Origin of the sequence: Klebsiella sp. 10982 (assembly GCF_048589245.1) — a bacterium.
GTDB lineage: Bacteria > Pseudomonadota > Gammaproteobacteria > Enterobacterales > Enterobacteriaceae > Klebsiella > Klebsiella quasivariicola.
Map to the genome: position 1 here is coordinate 38,795 of NZ_JBMAXV010000022.1, position 20,764 is coordinate 59,558.

General features: G+C 61.2%; 15 protein-coding genes. 4 read left to right on the forward strand and 11 right to left on the reverse strand.

Features of this window, described 5'->3' with window-relative positions; translation table 11 throughout:
- Positions 1 to 107: 107 nt before the first annotated feature.
- The 6 genes from baeR to ACKLKD_RS16835 are packed head-to-tail and all read right to left on the reverse strand — an operon-like array spanning position 108 to position 11,187.
- Complete coding sequence (gene baeR / locus ACKLKD_RS16810; protein ID WP_025712735.1) at positions 108 to 830, reverse strand: two-component system response regulator BaeR; 723 nt, start codon at positions 828 to 830, stop codon at positions 108 to 110.
- On the reverse strand, positions 827 to 2,335 hold the full coding sequence (baeS, locus tag ACKLKD_RS16815; RefSeq protein WP_025712734.1) for a two-component system sensor histidine kinase BaeS: 1,509 nt from the start codon (positions 2,333 to 2,335) through the stop codon (positions 827 to 829). Before baeS ends, baeR begins: the two co-directional genes overlap by 4 nt.
- Complete coding sequence (locus tag ACKLKD_RS16820; protein ID WP_087805361.1) at positions 2,332 to 3,747, reverse strand: MFS transporter; 1,416 nt, start codon at positions 3,745 to 3,747, stop codon at positions 2,332 to 2,334. The genes baeS and ACKLKD_RS16820 overlap by 4 nt, the downstream gene beginning before the upstream one ends.
- A gap of 1 nt (position 3,748) precedes the next feature.
- A complete protein-coding gene (gene mdtC, locus ACKLKD_RS16825; protein WP_087805363.1) occupies positions 3,749 to 6,826 on the reverse strand; it encodes a multidrug efflux RND transporter permease subunit MdtC in 3,078 nt (1,025 codons plus the stop codon).
- A complete protein-coding gene (locus ACKLKD_RS16830) occupies positions 6,827 to 9,949 on the reverse strand; it encodes an MdtB/MuxB family multidrug efflux RND transporter permease subunit (protein WP_080897464.1) in 3,123 nt (1,040 codons plus the stop codon).
- The gene (locus tag ACKLKD_RS16835; RefSeq protein WP_080897465.1) at positions 9,949 to 11,187 is read right to left on the reverse strand and encodes an MdtA/MuxA family multidrug efflux RND transporter periplasmic adaptor subunit; all 1,239 of its coding nucleotides are present in this window, start codon (positions 11,185 to 11,187) and stop codon (positions 9,949 to 9,951) included. Before ACKLKD_RS16835 ends, ACKLKD_RS16830 begins: the two co-directional genes overlap by 1 nt.
- Before the next feature lie 300 nt (positions 11,188 to 11,487).
- Here ACKLKD_RS16835 and ACKLKD_RS16840 point away from each other — a divergent pair, with 300 nt between their 5' ends.
- Positions 11,488 to 12,762 carry a dicarboxylate/amino acid:cation symporter gene (locus ACKLKD_RS16840; RefSeq protein ID WP_025712729.1) on the forward strand — a complete coding sequence of 425 codons (1,275 nt, stop codon included), beginning with the start codon at positions 11,488 to 11,490 and terminating at the stop codon, positions 12,760 to 12,762.
- 271 nt (positions 12,763 to 13,033) lie between these two features.
- On the opposite strand, the gene ACKLKD_RS16845 is transcribed toward ACKLKD_RS16840, so the two are convergent.
- The 5 genes from ACKLKD_RS16845 to yegD form a co-directional block, all read right to left on the reverse strand.
- Positions 13,034 to 13,645, reverse strand: coding sequence for a helix-turn-helix transcriptional regulator (locus tag ACKLKD_RS16845; RefSeq protein WP_025712728.1), 612 nt, complete (start codon positions 13,643 to 13,645; stop codon positions 13,034 to 13,036).
- Positions 13,646 to 13,761: 116 nt separating this feature from the next.
- Complete coding sequence (locus tag ACKLKD_RS16850; protein WP_042929430.1) at positions 13,762 to 13,902, reverse strand: small membrane protein; 141 nt, start codon at positions 13,900 to 13,902, stop codon at positions 13,762 to 13,764.
- Positions 13,903 to 14,127: 225 nt separating this feature from the next.
- Complete coding sequence (locus tag ACKLKD_RS16855; RefSeq protein WP_087805365.1) at positions 14,128 to 14,829, reverse strand: response regulator transcription factor; 702 nt, start codon at positions 14,827 to 14,829, stop codon at positions 14,128 to 14,130.
- Positions 14,830 to 14,843: 14 nt separating this feature from the next.
- A complete protein-coding gene (locus ACKLKD_RS16860) occupies positions 14,844 to 16,697 on the reverse strand; it encodes a sensor histidine kinase (RefSeq protein WP_165931858.1) in 1,854 nt (617 codons plus the stop codon).
- Between the two features lie 288 nt (positions 16,698 to 16,985).
- On the reverse strand, positions 16,986 to 18,338 hold the full coding sequence (yegD, locus tag ACKLKD_RS16865) for a molecular chaperone (protein ID WP_087805367.1): 1,353 nt from the start codon (positions 18,336 to 18,338) through the stop codon (positions 16,986 to 16,988).
- 137 nt (positions 18,339 to 18,475) lie between these two features.
- On the opposite strand from yegD, the gene alkA reads away from it, so the two are divergent.
- The 3 genes from alkA (at position 18,476) to dcd (ending at position 20,752) form a co-directional block, all read left to right on the forward strand.
- The gene (gene alkA, locus ACKLKD_RS16870; RefSeq protein WP_080897470.1) at positions 18,476 to 19,324 is read left to right on the forward strand and encodes a DNA-3-methyladenine glycosylase 2; all 849 of its coding nucleotides are present in this window, start codon (positions 18,476 to 18,478) and stop codon (positions 19,322 to 19,324) included.
- 114 nt (positions 19,325 to 19,438) lie between these two features.
- Positions 19,439 to 20,080: a uridine kinase gene (udk, locus tag ACKLKD_RS16875; RefSeq protein ID WP_002912442.1), complete on the forward strand. Its 642-nt coding sequence runs from the start codon at positions 19,439 to 19,441 to the stop codon at positions 20,078 to 20,080.
- Between the two features lie 90 nt (positions 20,081 to 20,170).
- Positions 20,171 to 20,752 (forward strand): dCTP deaminase, encoded by a 582-nt coding sequence (gene dcd, locus ACKLKD_RS16880; RefSeq protein ID WP_004151145.1) that lies wholly within the window; start codon positions 20,171 to 20,173, stop codon positions 20,750 to 20,752.
- Positions 20,753 to 20,764 lie beyond the last annotated feature (12 nt).

Sequence of the window (20,764 nt, forward strand, 5' to 3'; positions counted from 1 at the left end):
ATGGAGTTTCCCGGGTTGCGGCGTAAACGCCTTACCCGGGATATGGATTGCAGATGACGGTGAAGTTGTAGCCCGGCCAGGCGCAGCGCGAGCCGGGAAGAGGCTCACTACGCCAGTCGGCAGGCGTCCGCTTCCCAGCGATAGCCAACGCCATACACCGCGCGGATAAACGACTGCTCGGCGTCCAGCGCCTCCAGTTTGCGCCGCAGGTTTTTGATGTGGCTGTCGATGGTGCGGTCGGTCACTACCCGATAATCGTCATACAGATGGTTGAGAAGCTGTTCGCGGGAGAAGACCTTGCCCGGCTCCTGGGAGAGGGTTTTCAGCAGCCGGAACTCGGCGGGAGTGAGGTCCAGCAGCTTGTCGCGCCAGGAGGCCTGAAAACGACTCTCGTCGACAATCAGCGGGCTCTGGGCATCCAGCGCCAGCAGATCGCGCTGCGGCTTGCAGCGACGCAGGATAGTTTTCACCCGGGCGACCACTTCCCGCGGGCTGTAGGGCTTGCAGATATAGTCGTCGGCGCCAATCTCCAGCCCCAGCAGGCGGTCGATCTCTTCGATTTTCGCCGTCACCATCACCACCGGAACGTCGGAGAAGCGGCGAATTTCCCGGCACAGGGTCAGGCCGTCGGTGCCGGGCAGCATCAGGTCCAGCAGGATCAGGTGCGGCGGCGTCTGCCGGACGTAGGGCAGGACCTTGTCGCCGTGGTTGATCAGCGTAGGCGCGTAGCCCGCCGCCTGCAGATAATCAATCAGCAGCTGGCCGAGCTTGGGTTCATCTTCCACGATAAGAATGCGTGGGGTGTTTTCATCTACAGACAATTCAGTCATACGTCTCTCGGTAAATCATGTTCCAGAGGTAACTCAACTTTAATGCTAACCCCGCCAAAAGGCGAATGGTCGGCACGCAGGGTGCCGCCGTGGGCTGCCACAATATTCAGGCAAATCGCCAGCCCGAGGCCGGATCCGCCGCTGGCGCGGTTGCGCGATCCTTCCGCGCGGTAAAAGCGTTCACACAGGCGGGCCAGCTGTTCATCGCTGACGCCGGGGGCGCTGTCGGCAAAGTCGATGACCAGCATCCGGCCGCTGCGGCGGGCGGTGATCTGCAGGCTGCCGCCGCTGTCGGTATAGCGCAGGCTGTTCTCCAGCAGATTGTTAAAGAGCTGCATTAGCCGGTCGCGGTCGCCGAAAATCATCGCCTGCTCCGGGAGCGACACCTGAATGCTCAGCTGCCGGCTGGCGAAGCGCTCGCGGAAGGCGCCTGCGGCGACCTCCAGCAGGGTGATGATATCCAGCGAAGTTTTCTGGTAGGCCAGCGCCCCCTCATCGGACATCGACAGCTGGTGGAGGTCGTCCACCAGCTTGGTGAGGGTGGCTACCTCGGCCTGCAGGGAGGGAATAGACTCAGGGGTAAAGCGCCGCACCCCGTCCTGAATCGCCTCCAGCTCGCCGCGCAGCACCGCCAGCGGGGTGCGCAGCTCGTGGGAGATATCGGCCATTAGATCGCGACGCATCTGCTGGTTGCGCTCAAGCGTGCTGGCGAGCTGGTTAAAATCCTGTGCCAGACGGCCGAGCTCATCGCTGCCGGTCACCGTCACGCGGGTGGAAAAATCACCGGCCGCCAGCTTGTGGGTGCCTTCCACCAGTCGCTTCACCGGCGCCAGCAGGCCGCGGGCCAGCGGGAAGGTGGCCAGCGCGGCAAGCAGGGTGGCAAGGGCGACAATCAGCCAGCTGGTGCGCTTCTGCTGCCGGTCAAAATTAATATCGGTATTGCGCGTCAGCCGCTCCACCGGCGAGGCGATCACTTTGCCGACTTCGACGCCGTTGACCACAATGCTGCGCTGGGTGCCGTCCTCCGGCACGCGCTCACGCGGCCCCACCAGCACGCGGCCAGACTGATCGACCACCCAGAACATGGTGCGCCAGCCGTGGGGCGGCATTTCCGGCCTCGGACGTGCGTCGTCACGCGGGCCGTCGGGCGGCCCATCCGGCGGCGGCCCGTCCGGACCGGCGCCAGGCGCTTCCATCGGCCCCGGCTTCATCGCGTGCCCCGGCGGCGAACGGTCGTCATTATCCCGTTCGAAGGTGCGCAGCAGCTGGAAGATAAAACGGTCGTTGTTGCGCAGAAACGCCCAGCTGCCGTGCTGGGCGTACTGCTCGCTCAGCGCGTCGCCAAGCATGGTTAACCGCTGTTCGTTGCCGCGCTTGATGTAATCGATAAATCCGCGTTCGAAACTAATGCGCACCGCCCAGTGCATGCTGATCAACAGCACGATACAGGTGGCGAAAATAGCAAGGAACAACTTACCGGTAATGCCCGGGCGCCAAAGTTTCACGATTCACTCCTGTTGCGTCGGCGGATAACGGTATTGCTGCCGACGTCATCCGGTACCCGGGAGAAAATGAGCGCCGGGAGGGCGATGATCGCCGCCATGCTCAGATAGGTATAGAGAAAGACCTGATGGGTGCTGGCGGCGTCGAGGCTCAGATGCTGTTGGCCGTAAAGCCCCAGCAGCATCCCGGCGATGGTCACGCCAATACTCATCGACAGCTGCATCACCATCGACAACAGACTGTTGCCGCTGCTCGCCAGATCGTCCGGCAGATCTTTCAGCGTCAGGGTATTCATCGAGGAGAAGCGACTGGAGTTGATCATGCCCTGTAAAAACAGGATCAGCGGCAGCACGTAATACCAGCCGGCAAGAGCGCTACACATAAACAGCAGGCTGACAGCGGCCAGGCCCAGGGTGCTGGCAACCAGTACCCGACGATAGCCAAAGTGGTTCACCACCTGAACCACGATCCGCTTCATACCCATGCTGCCGAGCACCATCGGGATCATCATCAGCCCGGCGTGAAAAGGGGAGAAGCCAAGGCCGATTTGCAGAAATACCGGCGTCATAAACGGCAGCATGCCGCTGCCGATACGACCGGTGAAGCTGCCGCTGAGGCCGAGGGAGAAGGTGCGGTTGCGAAACAGATCGAGACTGAACAGCGCCCGGGCGTTGTCGCGGGCATGCCACAGGTACAGCAGCAAGGCGCCGAGGCCAGTGGCCACCAGGCCTGCCAGCCACGACGACGACATGCCCAGCCCTTTCTGGCCGTCCAGCGCCAGGGTCAGGGTCGCCATCCCGGCGGCCAGCAGCACAAAGCCGGAGAGATCGAAGCGCAGGGTTTGCAGGGTGTAGTTGGGCATCAGGCAGAGAGTGGCGATCGCGCCGATGATCCCCACCGGGATGTTAATGAGGAAGATCCAGTGCCAGGAGGCGTACTCCACCAGCACCCCGCCCAGCGCCGGGCCGAGCAGCGGGCCAACCTGGCCCGGCAGGGTGACGAAAGTCATCGCCGCCATGTACTGATCGCGCGGGACGATCTTCATCACCGTCAGGCGACCCACTGGCACCATCATCGCCCCGCCGACCCCCTGCAGCACCCGCGCCATCACCAGCTGGTCGAGGGTGTTGGCCTGGGCGCAAAACAGCGACCCGGCGGTAAACAGCACGATGGCGGTGAAGAAGATATTGCGCACCCCGACCCGGTCGGCCGGCCAGCCGCTGGCCGGCAGCATGACCGCTACCGTCAGGACATAGGAGACAATGATCATATGCATATGCAGCGGGCTCTCCCCGAGGCTTTTGGCCATCGAGGGGAGGGCGGTGTTGACGATGGTGGTGTCCAGCGACTGCATAAAGAAGCCGAACGCCACTATCCATAGCTGCCAGCGCACGCTGGCCGGGAGGTCTGTCATGTTATTCGCTTACCGGTTGAGTGGAGTGACGCGAAAAACGCAGTCGCAGACGGTCAAAGAACAGATAGACCACCGGCGTGGTGTAGAGCGTTAACAGCTGGCTCATCACCAGACCGCCGACAATAGTGATCCCCAGCGGCTGGCGCAGCTCGGAGCCATCGCCTCCGGAGAGCACCAGCGGCAGGGCGCCGAACAGCGCCGCCAGGGTGGTCATCATAATCGGCCGAAAACGCAGCAGGCAGGCCTGGAAAATCGCCTCTTCCGGCGCCAGATTGCCGTTACGCTGCGCCTCAAGGGCAAAATCAACCATCATGATGGCGTTTTTCTTCACGATGCCAATTAATAACATGATCCCGATAAGGGCGATTAGGCTGAACGGGGCATCGAATATCTCCAGCGCCAGCAGGGCGCCGACCCCGGCGGAGGGCAGCGTCGAGAGAATGGTCAACGGATGCACGTAGCTCTCGTAGAGCATCCCCAGCACGATATAGACCGTGGCGATGGCCGCGAGGATCAGGATCACCTGCGCGTTCATGGTCTGCTGGAACACCTGAGCGGTACCGGCAAAGGAGCCGCGCACGCTCGACGGCACCCCGAGCTGGGTCATCGTGCGGTTAATGGCGTCGCTGGCTTCCGACAGCGAGCGGCCGGTGGGCAGGTTAAAGGAGATAGTGGATGCCGCCGACAGCCCCTGATGGTTGACCGACAGCGGGGCGTTGGCTGGCTGCCATTTGGCGAAATAAGCCAGCGGGATCGGCTTACCCTCGCTGTTGATGACAAACATCTTGTCCAGGGCGCTGACGTCCTGGGTGTAGACCGGATCCACTTCCATCACCACCTTATACTGGTTGAGCGGCTGGTAGATGGTGGAGATCTGCCGCTGGCCGAAGGCGTTGTTCAGCAGGTTGTTGGCGTCCTGGACGCTGATGCCGAGGCGCGACATGGTATCCCGGTCGTAAACCAGGTCCATTTCGGCGCCATTGTCCTGCTGATCCGAGTTGACGTCCGCCAGCTCAGGCAGCGCCGCCAGCGCTTTGCGGATCTTCGGCTCCCATTCGCGCAGCGCCGACAGGTCGTCAGACAGCAGGGTGTACTGGTAGCTGGCGTTCGACTGCCGGCCGCCGACGCGAATATCCTGCACCGCCATCAGGAACAGGTTGGCCCCGGGCTCGTTGGCCAGCTTTTTGCGCAGCCGGTCGATCACCTGCTGCGCCGTCTCGTGGCGCTGGTCGCGCGGCTTGAGGGTGATAAACATCATCCCGCTGTTGACCCGCGAGCCGCCGGTGAAGCCGGTGACGTTATCCACCGCCGGATCTTCGCGAATGATCTTCATAAAGTCCTGCAGCTTGCCGCGCATCGCCTGGAAGGAGATGCTCTGGTCGGCCTGAATGCCGCCCATTAGCACCCCGGTGTCCTGCTCCGGGAAGAAGGTTTTCGGGATCGAAATGTAGAGCCAGACGCTGAGGGCGATAGTGCCCAGCACCACCAGCCCGGTCAGCCGGCTATGCTTGAGCACCCATTTTAACGACTTACCATAGCCGCCCTGCACGGCCACCAGCAGGCGGCCAAAGCCGCGATTGCGCGTCGGCTGATGGGGCTTACCGCTTTTCAGCAGCCAGCCGCACATCATCGGCGTCAGGGTAAGCGACACCGCCAGCGAGATGCCGATCGCCACCGACAGGGTGACGGCGAACTCGCGCAGCAGACGGCCGGGCAGGCCGCCCATCAGCAGCAGCGGCAGGAACACCGCCACCAGCGACAGGCTCATCGACAGCACGGTAAAGCCGACCTCGCGGCTCCCCTGTAGCGCCGCCTGCAGGGGCTTCATCCCCGCCTCCAGATGGCGGGAGATATTCTCCAGCACCACGATGGCGTCATCGACCACGAAGCCGGTGGCGATGGTCAGGGCCATCAGCGACAGGTTATTGAGGCTGAAACCGCACAAATACATCGCGGCGAAGGTACCGATTAAGGAAACCGGGACGGCGACGGCCGGGATCAGCGTGGCGCGCCCGGAACGCAGGAACAGGAACACCAAGAGGATCACCAGCGCCACCGAAATCACCAGCGTCTGCTCCACCTCCTCCAGCGAGGCGCGGATGGTCGGCGAGCGGTCCTGGGCGATTTGCAGGTCGATGGCCGCCGGAATCGTCTGCTGCAGCTCCGGCAGGCGGGCGCGGATGCTGTCCACCGTCTGGATAATATTGGCTTCCGGCAGTTTGCGGATCATCAGCAGGATCGCCGGTTTGGCATTGGTCATCCCGGCGTTACGTACGTCCTGCACCGAATCCGAAACGGTGGCGACATCTCCCAGCCGCACCGCCGCGCCATTCTGGTAGTGGACGATCAGCGGCTGATAGTCGGCGGCGGTCTTCAGCTCATCGTTGGTCTGCACCTGCCAGCGGTGCGCGCTGTCCTCCAGCGCCCCCTGCGGTTTGCGCACGTTGGCGTCGCTGATGGCGGTGCGCACCGCGTCCAGCGACACGCCCTGATTGAACAGCGCCTGCGGGTTGAGGTCGACGCGCACCGCCGGCAGAGAGCTGCCGCCGACGTCGACATCACCCACGCCGTCGATCTGCGCGATGGTCTGCGCCAGCTGGGTGGAGGCGAAATCATACAGCTCACCCTGGGAGTAGGTGTCCGAGGTCAGCGTCAGGATCATGATCGGCGCATCCGACGGGTTGGCTTTGCGGTAGGTCGGCCGGCTGGGCATCCCGCTTGGCAGCAGGCTTTGCGCGGCGTTGATCGCCGCCTGAACGTCGCGCGCCGCGCCGTTGATATCGCGGTCGAAGTTAAACTCAAGAATGATGCGGGTACTGCCCAGCGAACTGGAGGAGGTCATCTCATTGACCCCGGCAATCCGTCCCAGGGAGCGTTCCAGCGGGGTGGCCACCGACGAGGCCATGGTTTCCGGCGAAGCCCCCGGCAGCGAGGCGCTAACCATGATCACCGGGAAGTCCACCTGCGGCAGCGGGGCCACCGGCAGCAGCCGGAAGCCGAGAATGCCGCACAGGGTGATGGCCAGCGAGATGAGGATCGTCGCCACCGGGCGGTAAATGAAGAGGGCAAAAAACTTCACTTACGCCTCCTCTTCCTGACGCGGGAAGCGGCGCTTCAGGTGCAGCGACAGGCGGTCGAACAGCAGATAGATCACCGGGGTGGTGAACAGGGTCAGCACCTGGCTGAGCATCAGACCGCCGACCATGCCGATCCCCAGCGGACGCCGCAGCTCGGCGCCGACCCCGGTGCTCAGCATCAGCGGCAGGGCGCCGAGCAGGGCGGCGAGGGTGGTCATCAGGATCGGCCGAAAACGCAGCAGACAGGCCTGGTAGATCGCTTCCCGCGGCGGCATGCCCTGCTCGCGTTCAGCGGCCAGCGCGAAGTCGATCATCATGATGGCGTTCTTCTTCACGATGCCGATCAGCAGGATGATGCCGATAATAGCGATCACGTCCAGCTCGCTGCCCGCCAGCCACAGCGCCAGCAGCGCCCCGACCCCGGCGGTGGGCAGGGTGGAGAGGATCGTGATCGGATGGATAAAGCTCTCATACAGCACCCCCAGCACGATATACATCGCCACCACCGCGGCGACCACCAGCCAGACGGTGCTGCCGAGCGCCGACTGGAAGGCCAGCGAGCTGCCCTGGAACTGGGTGCGGATATCGGTCGGGAAATCCAGCGACTGTTCGGCGGCGAGGATCGCCTCCACCGCTTCGCCCAGCGAGTAGTTGTCCGGGACGTTGAACGAGATGGTGGTCACCGGGAACTGATCGAGGTGGTTCACCGACAGCGGGGTAAAGCGCTGCTCCACCGAGGCGATGGCGGTCAGCGGCACGATACCGCCGTCGCTGCTGGTCAGGCGGATATTATCCAGCGCCGCCAGGCCCGGCGTCGCCTCGGTATCCTGCTCGAGCACCACGCGATACTGATTTGCCTGAGTGTAAATGGTGGAGATCAGCCGCTGGCCGAAGGCGTTGTACAGCGCGTTATCCACATCGGCCATTGAGATGCCGAGGCGGCTGGCGCTGTCGCGATCCACCTTGATATACGCAGCCAGGCCCTTGTCCTGCCAGTCGCTGCTGACGTCGGCCAGCTGCGGCTGGGCCTGCAGGCGGCTGAGCAGCGGCGGCACCCAGGTGCTCAGCGCCTCCAGGGAGTTCGCCTGCAGGGTGAACTGATACTGGGTGCGGCTCACCGTGGTGTCGATGGTCAAATCCTGGGTCGGCTGCAGGTAGAGCGCTACGCCCGGAACGCCGGCCACCGCCTGCTGCAGGCGGCCGATCACCATCTGGACGCGGTCGTCGCGATCGTCGAGCGGTTTGAGGTTGATCTGCAGACGGGCGCTGTTCAGCGCCGGGTTGGTGCCGTCGACGCCCACAAATGAGGTCAGGCTTTCCACCGCCGGATCCTTAAGGATAATGCTGGCCACCTGCCGCTGGCGCTCGGCCATGCTGGCGAAAGAGACCGACTGCGGCGCCTGGAGGGTGCCCTGAATAATGCCGTTATCCTGGATCGGGAAGAAGCCTTTCGGGATAAAGACCCAGAGGATAATCGACAGCGCCAGGGTACTCAGCGCGACGCTGAGCGTCAGCCACGGATGGTTCAGCACCCGGCTCAGCCAGCGGCCGTAGACGGCGATCACCCGTTCGAAGAAACGCTCGCTGGCACGCGAGAAACGGTTCTGTTTGCGCAGCGATTCGTGGCTTAACATGCGGGCGCACATCATCGGCGTCAGAGTCAGGGAGACCACCGCCGAAATGAGAATAGCGACGGCAAGGGTGACGGCGAATTCGCGGAACAGGCGGCCGACGATATCGCCCATAAACAGCAGCGGGATCAGCACCGCGATCAGCGAGAAGGTGAGGGAGATAATGGTGAAGCCGATTTCCCCCGCGCCTTTCAGTGCGGCGGCCAGCGGCTTCTCGCCTTTTTCGATATAACGCGAGATGTTCTCGATCACCACGATGGCGTCATCCACCACAAAGCCGGTGGCGATGGTCAGGGCCATCAGCGTCAGGTTGTTGATCGAGAAGTCGAGGAACACCATTACCGCGAAGGTGCCCACCAGCGACAGCGGCACCGCGACGCCGGGAATGATGGTCGCCGGGACGTTGCGCAGGAACAGATAGATGATCATCACCACCAGGGCGATGGCCAGCATCAGCTCAAACTGGGTGTCGTGTACCGAGGCGCGAATGTTGGTGGTCCGGTCGGAGAGCACCTGCACCTTCACCGATTTCGGCAGACTTTCGGTAAGCTGCGGCAGCATCTGGCGAATGCTGTCGGCGGTGTCGATGATGTTGGCTCCCGGCTGGCGCTGGACGTTCATCACGATGGCCCGCTGCTGGTTGGCCCACGCCCCCAGCCAGCTGTTTTCGGCGCCTTGCTCGACGCTGGCGACATCGCCGAGACGGATCGGCGCCCCGTTCTGATAGGCGATAATCAGGCGGCGATAATCCTCCGCCGACTGCATCTGATCGTTAGCGGAAAGCGTCACCGCCCGGGCCGGGCCGTCGAGGCTGCCTTTCGCGGAGTTAACGTTGGCGCTGGTGATAGCGGTGCGCACGGTTTCGCTGGTCAGGCCGAGGGCGGCGATGGCCTGGGCGTTAAGCTTCACCCGCACCGCCGGGCGCTGGCCGCCGGCGAGGGTCACCAGACCGACGCCGGAGACCTGGGAGATTTTCTGCGCCACCCGGGTCTCCACCATATCCTCCACCTGGGTCATCGGAATGGCGGAAGAAGTGACGGCGAGGGTCATGATCGGCGGATCCGCCGGGTTCACCTTGCTGTAGACCGGCGGGTTGGGCAGATCGCTCGGCAGCAGGTTGGTGGCGGCGTTAATCGCCGCCTGCACTTCCTGCTCGGCGACGTCCAGCGGCAGGGTCAGCTGGAACTGCAGCGTGACTACCGAGGCGCCACCGGAGCTTTGCGACGACATCTGTTTGAGGCCGGACATCTGGCCGAACTGGCGCTCCAGCGGGGCGGTGATGGCGGAGGTCACCACGTCCGGGCTGGCGCCCGGATAGAGGGTAACCACCTGGATGGTCGGGTAATCAACCTCCGGTAACGCAGAGACCGGCAGAAAGCGGTAGCCGATGATCCCGGCCAGCAGGATAGCCACCATCAGCAAAGTGGTGGCGACCGGACGCATAATAAACAGCCGGGAGGGGCCGCCGGTGCGGCCTGGGGGTAACACCTGCATCAGGAACGCGCTCCGTGTTTACCGCTCTGGCGCGGGGCAGGCTGTGCCTGCTCGCCGCTGCTGGCGGTGACGACTTCCACCTTCGCCCCTTCGGTCAGGCGGTCGATTCCGTCGGTGACCACGCGATCGCCGGCGGAAAGCCCGGCGCTGATCACGACTTTCTGGCTGTCCTGGATCCCCGGCGTGACGCTGTGTTTGCTGACTTTATTCTCATCGTTCAGTACCCACACGAAATGCCCTTCGTTACCCATTTGCAGGGCGGCGGCAGGGATCACCACCGCGTTCTGCTGGGTATCCACCAGCAGGCGGGCGTTAACAAACTGGTTAGGGAACAGCGCGTCGTCCAGGTTGCTGAAGCGCGCCTTCAGCTTGATGGTTCCGGTGGTGGCATCGATCTGGTTGTCGAGACTCAGCAGCTCGCCGACGCTGATTTTCTGCTTATTAGTGCGATCCCAGGCTTCGACGCTGAGCGTTTTGCCCGCTTTCTGCGCCTGTACCACCGTGGCGATGCTGTTTTCCGGCAGGGTAAAGACCACGTCGATCGGGTGCGTCTGGGTGAGAACCACGATCCCGGTGGTGTCCCCACTGGAGATCTGGTTGCCGATATCCACCTGCTTTAAGCCGACGCGGCCGTCAATCGGCGCGGTGATGCGCGTCCAGTCCAGCTGCAGCTGGGCGCTGGCGACGGCCGCTTCATCGGCCTTCACGGTGCCGACGGATTCCACCACCAGCGACTGCTGGGTGTCGAGCTCCTGGCGCGAGATCAGGTTGGTTTTCACCAGCTGCTGGTAGCGGGCAAGATCGCGGCGGGCGTTGGCGAGGGTGGCGTTATCTTTCGCCAGCTGGCCCTGCGCCTGGGCGAGGGCGACTTTAAACTGACTGGGGTCGATCTGCGCCAGCAGGTCGCCGGCTTTCACCTGCTGCCCTTCCTGAAAATGAAGGCTCAGCAACTGACCATCGACCCGGCTGCGGACGGTCACCGTATTGGCCGCTGTCACGGTACCCAGGCCGGTAAGATAGCGCGGGACCGCTTCTTCGGTGGCGGTGGCCGCCTGCACCGGTGCCAGCGCGCCGCCAAAGCGGCCATGGCGTGCGCCACCCGGCCCCTGTGGACCTTGCCCGGCGGCGGGGGTCCCGCTGCTGCTCGTCCCACGATCGTGCCAGAACCAGTAGGCGGCCCCGGCGATAATCACTACCGCCAGCGCGGCGCCCCAACGACGTATGTTACTGCCTTTCATTAGTTTACGGTCTCATCCTGAAGCGTTTCGCTGAATGATACTAGTTTAGTGAGGGAAGGGGCCGTAAAAATGGAGGAATTATGAAAAGAAGGTTGAGAAATGTCTGGATAACCACCGCGACGCCGGGCGGTCTCGTTGTCGATTTCCGGGGTGATATCAACTTTTAGTTTAAAAAAGCAAAAAACAGTTGTATCCGGAGAGGCTTTAATTAGATTTATGCGGTGAATAAATCAGTGCATTCCCATAATAATAACAGATGTACTTTAAAATCAACGTGTTAAATAATCAGGGGTCATTGCTGTGGCAAACGCAAACAAACTCACGCTCTTCATCGTCATCTTTATGCTGATGGGGATCCTCTCCGGCGCGGCTATCCATGCCTATGCGACGCCGACCACCATCTCCGCCTGGGCGGATAACATTACGCTGCTGACCGATCTGTTTCTGCGGTTGATCAAAATGGTCATCGCACCGTTGGTGTTCAGCACCCTGACGGTCGGTATTATGCGTCTCGGCGAGACGGCGACCATTGGCCGGGTGGGCGGTAAGGCGATGGTGTGGTTTATCACCTCGTCGGTGTTATCCATTCTCGTTGGGCTGGTGATCGTCACCTTTCAGCACCCGGGCAGCGGGTTAAACCTGGCGGTGCCGAAAGAGGCCGTGGATACCGGCCTGGCGGTCAGCGGCATGAGCCTGAAAGGGTTCCTGTCGCATACCATCCCCACCAGCATCACTGAGGCGATGGCTAACAACGAGATCCTGCAGATCGTGGTGTTCTCGATGTTCTTTGGTATCGCCGGCGCGTCGCTGGGCGAGAAGTTTAATGCTCCGCTGGTGGCGGCCCTCAACGTGGTGTCGCACATTATGCTGAAGGTGACGGGCTATGTGATGTATGTTGCGCCGCTGGCTATCTTCGCCGCTATCTCCTCAGTGATTGCCTCGCAGGGGCTGGGGATCCTGCTCAACTACGCTTCGTTCATTGGCGGCTACTATCTGGCGGTGCTGTTAACCAGCGCGGTGCTGATCGCCGTCGGTTATATGGTGCTGAAAAAAGAGGTTTTCCGTCTGCTGAACATGCTGAAGGATCCGGTGCTGGTAGCCTTTACCACCAGCAGCTCGGAAGCGGCCTACCCGAAAACGCTTGAGCGCCTGGTGAAGTTTGGCTGCTCGCGCAATATCGTCTCGTTCGTCCTGCCGATTGGCTACTCGTTTAACCTCGTTGGTTCGATGGTCTACTGCTCCTTCGCGGCGATGTTTATCGCCCAGGCCTATAACGTGCCGCTGAGCTTTAGCGAGATTACGGTCATGATGCTGACCCTGATGCTGGCCTCGAAAGGCATCGCCGGGGTTCCGCGCTCGGCGCTGGTGGTCCTGGCGGCGACGATCCCCAGCTTCAATATTCCGGTCGCCGGGATCCTGCTGCTGATGGGTATCGACCATTTCCTCGACATGGGGCGCTCCGCCATTAATGTGTTGGGTAACGGCATCGCCACCGCGATGCTGTCGAAAAACGAAGGTCTGCTGACAGACGAGGACGTCCAGCCGGACTGGGAAGCCGAGAAAGCGGAAGCCTGATTTTGCCGCGCTTTCCTTGAAGGCGCTATTCCACGCAGAAAAAAAGACCCCTGACAGGCACGTCAGGGGCAATGTGACGAAGTATCCGTTTTCCTCTTAAGTAGTCTTTTTTCTTATATAAAAACGCGCGCGAACGTCTTTATATCGAGGAAGCGTCAGAGTTTAACGTTATGTCTGGCCGCGCTGGCGCTTTTTTTCCATTCTGCTGTTATTTTCGGATTTTCGACAATATCATCTGGTGAATATCCTATTTTTGTGTTCGCTATTTTACCTACCAGCGTTCACGTAGCAGATTCATAAACTGGAAAAAGTCGTGGTTATTATTCAGACGGTATTTTTCCATGATCTTATTTTTATGGTAGGCGGCAGTACGCGGCGTGACGCGCTGCAGAGCGGCGATTTTACTCATATCCAGCCCTTCCAGAATGCCGTGCACGACGGCGGTCTGCGATCGCGATAGCACGCGATGCGGGCAGCTGGCGCAGCTCAGTTCCCGGCTGGCGGCGTCAATAGCCAACGGATCCATACAATGCTGGAGCTCGCTTTTAATGATCGCCAGCAGCTGCGGAATACTGGCCGTTTTCAGCGAAACAAAAATGACTCCCTTCAGGCAATTGATCATGAAATCATCTTCCGGCAACTGCTCATAGCTGTGAAGGATAATCAGCGAGCTGCCTTTTTTCCTGTTCTTAATCAGCGAATTACACAGATAAATTTCGCCGGGGATCGCTTCATAAATAATGATGTCTTCGCCTGACAGGTCGTCGTTGCGCCAGGAAAAACGCGTCTGCATATCATCCCGGGTCAGGTCGTTGACCATGGCGACCAGCGATTCACGTACAAAGGTATTGCGGGTATTAATAGTGACATTAATGTTTCTCATGGCGTTATTTCCTTATGCAAAAACATAACGCCATGCTGTGACCAATCCTCCGGGCGTATGCGGTGTGTTGACGGTATAAAAGTACCTGCAATAATTTTTTATTATTTTAAAGTGAATTATTTACGACGAGCGGAACGCTTGTCGTTAAAAGTAAATTTCTGCCGTCTCCTGTCTTTCAGATAGGAAATAAAGCTGTATACAGAGATGCTGAAGAAAAAAATGCATAGCAATAAAACTAACCACGTTTGCATGGCCATCGTTTTTACCTTGTTTGTGTTGCATGATCTCAGAATTTGCCACGAACGGCTAATACGTTTTGTTATATGCTTTTCTGTCCACTGAAAATCATACGACATCATCCTGATGTGGTAGCACTATAAGAAAGTTCTTAACAGCATCGTCAGTCTCATTCCTCTCATTTCTCTCAGAAAATGAGAAAAATTAACCCCGGCACGTGATTCCGGTCCTCAGCGCGCCGTCCATCAGGAAATAAAGGCCAGCCCCTTACCAAAGATCGCGCGTACGGGCAGGTGAATTCCCTGCTGGCGTGCCTTATGGCGCAGGCGGCTAATCACCACGTCGATGCGGTGCAGGTCAGGCTCGCTTTCGTGGGAAAACAGGCAGGCATGGAGGTCCAGCTTGCTGCACACCTCGTTGCGATTGCGCATTAACAGCTCCACCAGACGGTACTCCTGCTGGGTTAACTCCAGCGTCCGGGCATCGGGAGAAATCAGTTTATCCTCATGCAGACGCCACAGTCCGGTGGCGGCGGATGACGCGGTGCCGGGCGCCTCCGATGGAAGGGCGGCGGGTCGATCCTGCTGCAGGCGGGCGCCAAGGGCGGTGAGGGTCTCCGCAAGGTGGGCGAAGTTAACCGGCTTAATCAGGTAAGCATCGGCCCCAAGGCTGAGCGCCTGCAGTTTATCCTGCTGCTGGCCGTGGGCGCTGACCACCACCAGCCCGTAATGCCCCAGCTCATGCAGGTAGCTCAGCACGCTGAAGCCATCTTCCCCGGTCAGGCCGATATCAATCAGCACGATGTCCACCGGATGGCTGTGCAGTTGTCGCCAGAAGGCTTCGGCGCTGCGCGAGCCCCACACCTCGAAGCCGCGATAGCCCAGCCAGGCCAGCAGTTCATCCAGCAGATCGGCGTTATCTTCAATTATCGCCAGCCGTAAAGCCATACGTCGTTCTCCTCTTAAGCAACCGTGGGGAGGGTGAGAATAAAGGTGCAGCCGTCCGGGCCATGCTCGGCCAGCCACAGTTTGCCATCATGAGCCTGCACGATCTGACGCGCAACATACAGTCCGAGACCGGTGCCGCCCGGCACCGGCGACGTGTGCTCGCCGCGGCGGTAGCGCTCAAAGATCAGTTCCGCTTGCCCGTCGGGCAGGCCCGGGCCGTGGTCGCGAATGCGCAGCTCGGTATGCCCGGCTTCGGAGCGGATATCGATGGCGATTTCACCGGGGGGCGAATACTTCACCGCGTTATCCAGCAGATTAGCGATGGCGATGCACAGCAGGCCAGCATCGGCCTGCAGCTGCGGGCTTTCCACCGCGCCGTAATGGCGGATGTTCAGGTAATGGTCGTGGGAGATGGCCACCACCGAGGCGGCCATGTTGATCACCGACAGCAGGGCGGTCTGCTGGCGATCGACGTGCAGATCGTGGGAAGCGAGCCGGGCGTCGGCGAGGCAGTTATCGGTGAGCTGCACCAGACGGGTGGCGGCGCGCCCGATGCGATCGAAGCGTGCCTCCTGGCTGGCCGATGCTGCCGAGAAGCGCAGATTCTCCAGCGCCGCCTGGATCACCGCCAGCGGCGTGCGGAATTCGTGCGCCACCATGCCCATAAACTGCCGCTGGTGGAAGCTGGCTTCGCGTTCGATCTGCAGCTCGCGCGCCAGGCGCTGCTTGTGATCCAGCTGGCGGTTTTCAGCGCGCACCCGCAGGATAGCAATGATCAACACCGTAATGATGTGCACGATCAGCGCGTACTGCCAGAGAGAATAGATGGCCATATGGAAAGGGATAATCCCGTGAATTGACAGTTGCACCAGCACCGCGGCGGCGACATAGAACGGTGGCAGCAAACCCAGCAGCAGAGTGTTGCGGTCGATGGCGTTTTTGCGCCACAGCCACCACGACGTGAACAGCAGCACCGGGGTGATAATGATGAAGATCACGCCTTCAATCTGCATGGCGAGGCCGTAAAATCCCAGCGGAATACTGCACTGCAGCACCAGGTTGAGGACCACCGCGGCGATCAGTAGCTGATGAAGCCGCGGCATATTTTTCTTCAAATCAAAAATCTCGCTGTGCAGCCAGAGGGCGGTCGCATAGCTGAACAAAGAGAGGCTGCTGATCATATAGTCCTGGAAGGGCCGCGCGGCGCTGCCGAAGAACCACTCCGGGAAGCCGTGCAGGGCGGCCACCAGCGGGTAGTTGAGCGAGAACAGACAGATCCCCCACAGCAGACGCCGGCGCAGGGCCAGCGCCAGCCACAGCGCGACGCCGCTGGCGACGGTAGCCAGACCAAAATAGAAGCTCCAGAAGGCGGTGTCGGCGGTGGCCCGCTGCACAAACGCCTGCGGAGAGGAGAGCGAGGCCAGCAGGATCAGGGTGCTGGTGCTCTGCAGACGAAAGACCAGCTCATAGCCGGCGGCGGTTGGCGGCGGGGGGAGGATCAGCACACTCTCCCGGTAGTGCAGGTCGCTGCCGCGGGAGGTGTCACGGTCGCCAAACGCGCGCTCTGTCCACGGGCCGCCGCTGCCCAGTGGCCGGTAATAGATAGTCAGGTGGTCGACAAAGGAGGGGCTCAGCTGCAGCCAGCGCGGCTCCCCGGCAAACCACGTTCCCGGCAGCTCGCTGCGCAGCCACCAGGTTTTTCGCGAATAGCCAAAGGAGGGGATCTGCCGGGTAGTGGCGAGCTGGTCCGAGGGCATGGCGGCGAAGCGATCGACCGTCATCTGGCCGCTGTTGTCCGCATACCACTGGACCGGAATATCAATGCCCACCTGGCGCGTTGTCGCCTGCGCCTGCGGGATAGCCAGCAGAAAGAGTAATCCACAGCTGGCCAGCCAGCCGGCCAGCAATCGCAGCCGGCGATGCCGCACTGCCGCGAAGATCGCAGACACCCTTTTCAATCACGCCCCCTTGCGGCATGCCAACGATACAGACCGCAGACGTCTGGCTACGGTATGGGTAATAGACCCCGGATGCGGGGGAGAATGGACAGGCCTGTCCGGACGAACAGGCCATTTTGCGTGGGAGACCAGGAATATTCCAGCGTAATCTGCAGCGCTACGATCAGGACAGACCTGCTGTGTGGCGCTGGCGAGCGCCTAGCGGAAGACTACCTGCGCCCAGCGGGCCAGCCCGGCGGTCACCGAGCCAAAATCATCGCCGCCGGCCAGCGGAATACCCGGCAGCTGAGCGGCCAGCGCCTTTTTGATCAGCGGCGAACGGGCGCTGCCGCCGGTAAGATAGATCACATCCGGGGTGGTCTGGCTGCTGTCGAGCGCGAGCCGCACCTGTTCCATAATGCGGGTCAGGGGCTGATCCAGCGCCGCTTCCAGACCCTGCCGGGCAATGGCGGTGGCCAGATCGTCCTGAATAAACGGCAGCGCGGTTTCGACGCTGGCGGCGCTGGAGAGGGCGATTTTGCTCTCTTCGGCGCTGCGCACCAGACGATAGCTGAGACGCTGGCGCCAGACTTTCAGCAGCAAGGCTACCTTGTCGGCATCCCGGGCGCTGCGCAGCAGATCGTTAAGCAGACGGCCGTTGGCGGTGCTGTAGAAATCGCTCTGCGCCGGCACGTCGTTGATCGCCACCGCGTTCCACCACGGCAGGATCGGCAGCGCGGTACCTTTCTCCGTTTCGCCGCCCATACCGAGGAGGGGCATCAGGCATTTGAAGGCCAGGGCAATGTCGAGGTCGTTGCCACCGATGCGGCAGCCGCTGTGGCCGAGCAGGCTCTGCTGGCGGTCGGCGCGTTCCCGCCATTGCGGGCCCATCAGCAGCAGAGAGCAGTCGGTGGTTCCGCCGCCGATATCGACGACCAGCACCCGTTTTTCTTCATTGAGGGTCGCTTCGAAATCGAGCCCGGCGGCCACCGGTTCAAACTGGAAGACCACGTCGCGGAAACCGGCGCGGCGGGCGGCCCGCTCCAGGATGCCCTGCGCCTGGGCGTTCGCCTCGTCGCCGCCGAGGCCCTGGAAGTTAATCGGTCGGCCAATCACCGCCTGGTCGATGGGCTCGGGCAGCTGGCTTTCGGCCTGCAGCTTGATGTGCAGCATCATGGCGCAGACCAGGTCTTCAAACAACGCCACCTGCTGCGGCTTAAGCCCGCTGGCGCCGAGGAAGGATTTTGGCGATTTAACGAAGTAGACCTCTTCCGGATCCTCAACATACTGCTGTAGCGAGGCGAGGCCGAACTGCACGCTGTTGCGCAGTACTTCGATGTCTTCATCGCGGTTCGCGGCGATGGCCCGACGCAGCAGCGCCTGGTTTTCGTCGCTGTGGGTGGGCACGTCGTGATGGCGATAGAGCCACTCGCTAACCGCTTCGCGCGTTGGCGCGCAGAGCATCGAGGGCAGCAGCGCGCTGCCGTTTTCCAGCGTCAACAGCTGGGGTTTGTTTTCCCGCATCACGGCCACCGAACAGTTGGCGGTGCCGTAGTCAAAACCAATAAACATCGTCTGCAAAATCCCCATGCCGGTGAAGAAGGGGGGCGACTTTAGCGGATTGCCGCCATGCCGACAACCGGAATTTAAAAGCAAGGCGCCGATGGCCGTGGGCGACTATCATTGAAACGCTATATAAAGGAGAGCTTATGGTGTTGTTACCCTGGATCCCCCCCTACGACTGGGCGTGGATGGTTGGTTTTCTGCAGGCGCGTGCCGTCGCCGGCGTTGAGCGCTTTCATGATGGAGGCTATAGCCGCAGCTTTGCTGTGGCGGGCCATCGTGGTCTGATCCATCTGACGCCAGATGTAGAGGCGCAGGGCCTGCGGGTGACCCTTTCCCCGGGGCTGCAGCCGGTGGCGGAGATCTGCTATACGCGAATTGGCCGGCTGTTTGATCTGGCCTGCGATCCGCGGCAGGTCGCTTGCACGCTCGGCGGCCTGGCCGAGGCGCGGCCGGGGCTACGTCTGCCGGGGGCGCTGGATGCCTTCGAGCAGGCGGTGCGCGCGGTGCTGGGCCAGCTGGTGAGCGTGGCGATGGCCGCCCGGCTCACCGCCAAAGTGGCGGCAGGCTGGGGCGAACCGCTGGCGGAGGCGCCTGGCTATGTCTTGTTCCCGACGCCGGACATCTTGTCCCGGGTCGAACCGCAGGCGCTGAAGGCGCTGGGCATGCCGCTTCGACGCGCAGAGGCGCTGATCCATCTCGCCCGGGCGGCGCTCAGCGGCGAGTTGCCCCTGACCGCGCCGACGGACATCGACGCCGGGCTCAGGCAGTTGCAGACATTCCCCGGGATTGGCCGCTGGACGGCAAACTACTTTGCCCTGCGCGGCTGGCAGGCGAAGGATATCTTTTTGCCGGACGATTACCTGATTAAACAGCGCTTTCCGGGAATGACACCGGCCACCATCGCCCGCTATGCCCGCCGCTGGCAGCCGATGCGATCGTATGCGCTGTTGCACATCTGGTATACCGATGACTGGACGCCGGTGGTGGAATAGCCGTCCGGGGCGCATACCACTGGTATCGGGGCGCTGAAATCCCTATAATTGCCGCGTTTGGCGGTCCGCCGCCACCCTCCATCTCTATCCAGGTTAATCAGGTCGCAAAAATTTATGACTGATATGTCCCATCAGTGCGTCATTGTAGGCATCGCCGGCGCATCGGCTTCTGGCAAAAGTCTTATTGCCAGTACTCTTTATCGCGAATTGCGTGAACAAGTTGGCGACGAACATATTGGCGTCATTCCGGAAGACAGCTATTACAAAGATCAAAGTCATCTGTCGATGGAAGAGCGCGTCAAAACCAACTACGACCACCCGAGCTCAATGGACCACAGTCTGTTGTTCCAGCATCTGCAAATGCTGAAAAGCGGCCAGCCGATTGAGCTGCCGGTCTATAGTTACGTCGAGCATACCCGCACGCCGAATACCATTCACGTCGAGCCGAAGAAGGTGATTATTCTTGAAGGGATCCTGCTGCTGACCGACGCGCGCCTGCGTAACGAACTTAACTTCTCTATTTTCGTCGACACCCCGCTGGATATTTGCCTGATGCGCCGTATTAAGCGCGACGTTAACGAGCGCGGCCGCTCCATGGACTCGGTGATGGCCCAGTATCAGAAAACTGTACGTCCGATGTTCCTGCAGTTTATTGAACCGTCGAAGCAGTATGCCGACATCATCGTGCCGCGCGGCGGCAAAAACCGCATCGCCATTGATATTCTGAAGGCCAAAATCAGTCAGTTCTTTGAATAACCTGGCCGAATTGTGTAACGTGCAAAGAGTAGCCCTATTGCCCTGTCCGCCGCGAAGCGTGCGGGAAGCAGCCTTATAAGGAGAAAGCCCATGCGTCTGTGTGACCGAGATATCGAAGCCTGGTTGGATGAAGGGCGACTCGCCATCAATCCGCGCCCGCCCGTTGAGCGTATTAATGGCGCGACGGTTGATGTACGGCTGGGTAATAAATTCCGCACGTTCCGCGGCCACACGGCGCCGTTTATCGATTTAAGCGGACCGAAGGCTGAGGTCAGCGCCGCGCTGGACCGGGTGATGAGCGAAGAGATCGTCCTGCCGGAAGGGGAGGCGTTTTTCCTGCATCCGGGCGAACTGGCGCTGGCGGTGACCTACGAGTCGGTCACTCTGCCTGCCGACCTGGTGGGCTGGCTGGATGGACGCTCCTCGCTGGCGCGCCTGGGGCTGATGGTGCACGTTACCGCGCACCGCATTGATCCGGGCTGGTCCGGCTGCATCGTGCTTGAGTTCTACAACTCTGGCAAGCTGCCGCTGGCGTTGCGCCCGGGGATGCCTATCGGCGCGCTGAGCTTTGAGCCGTTATCGGGCCCGGCGGCGCGGCCGTATAACCGCCGTGAAGACGCCAAATATCGCGACCAGCAGGGCGCGGTGGCGAGCCGAATCGATAAGGATTGATAACGTCAACGG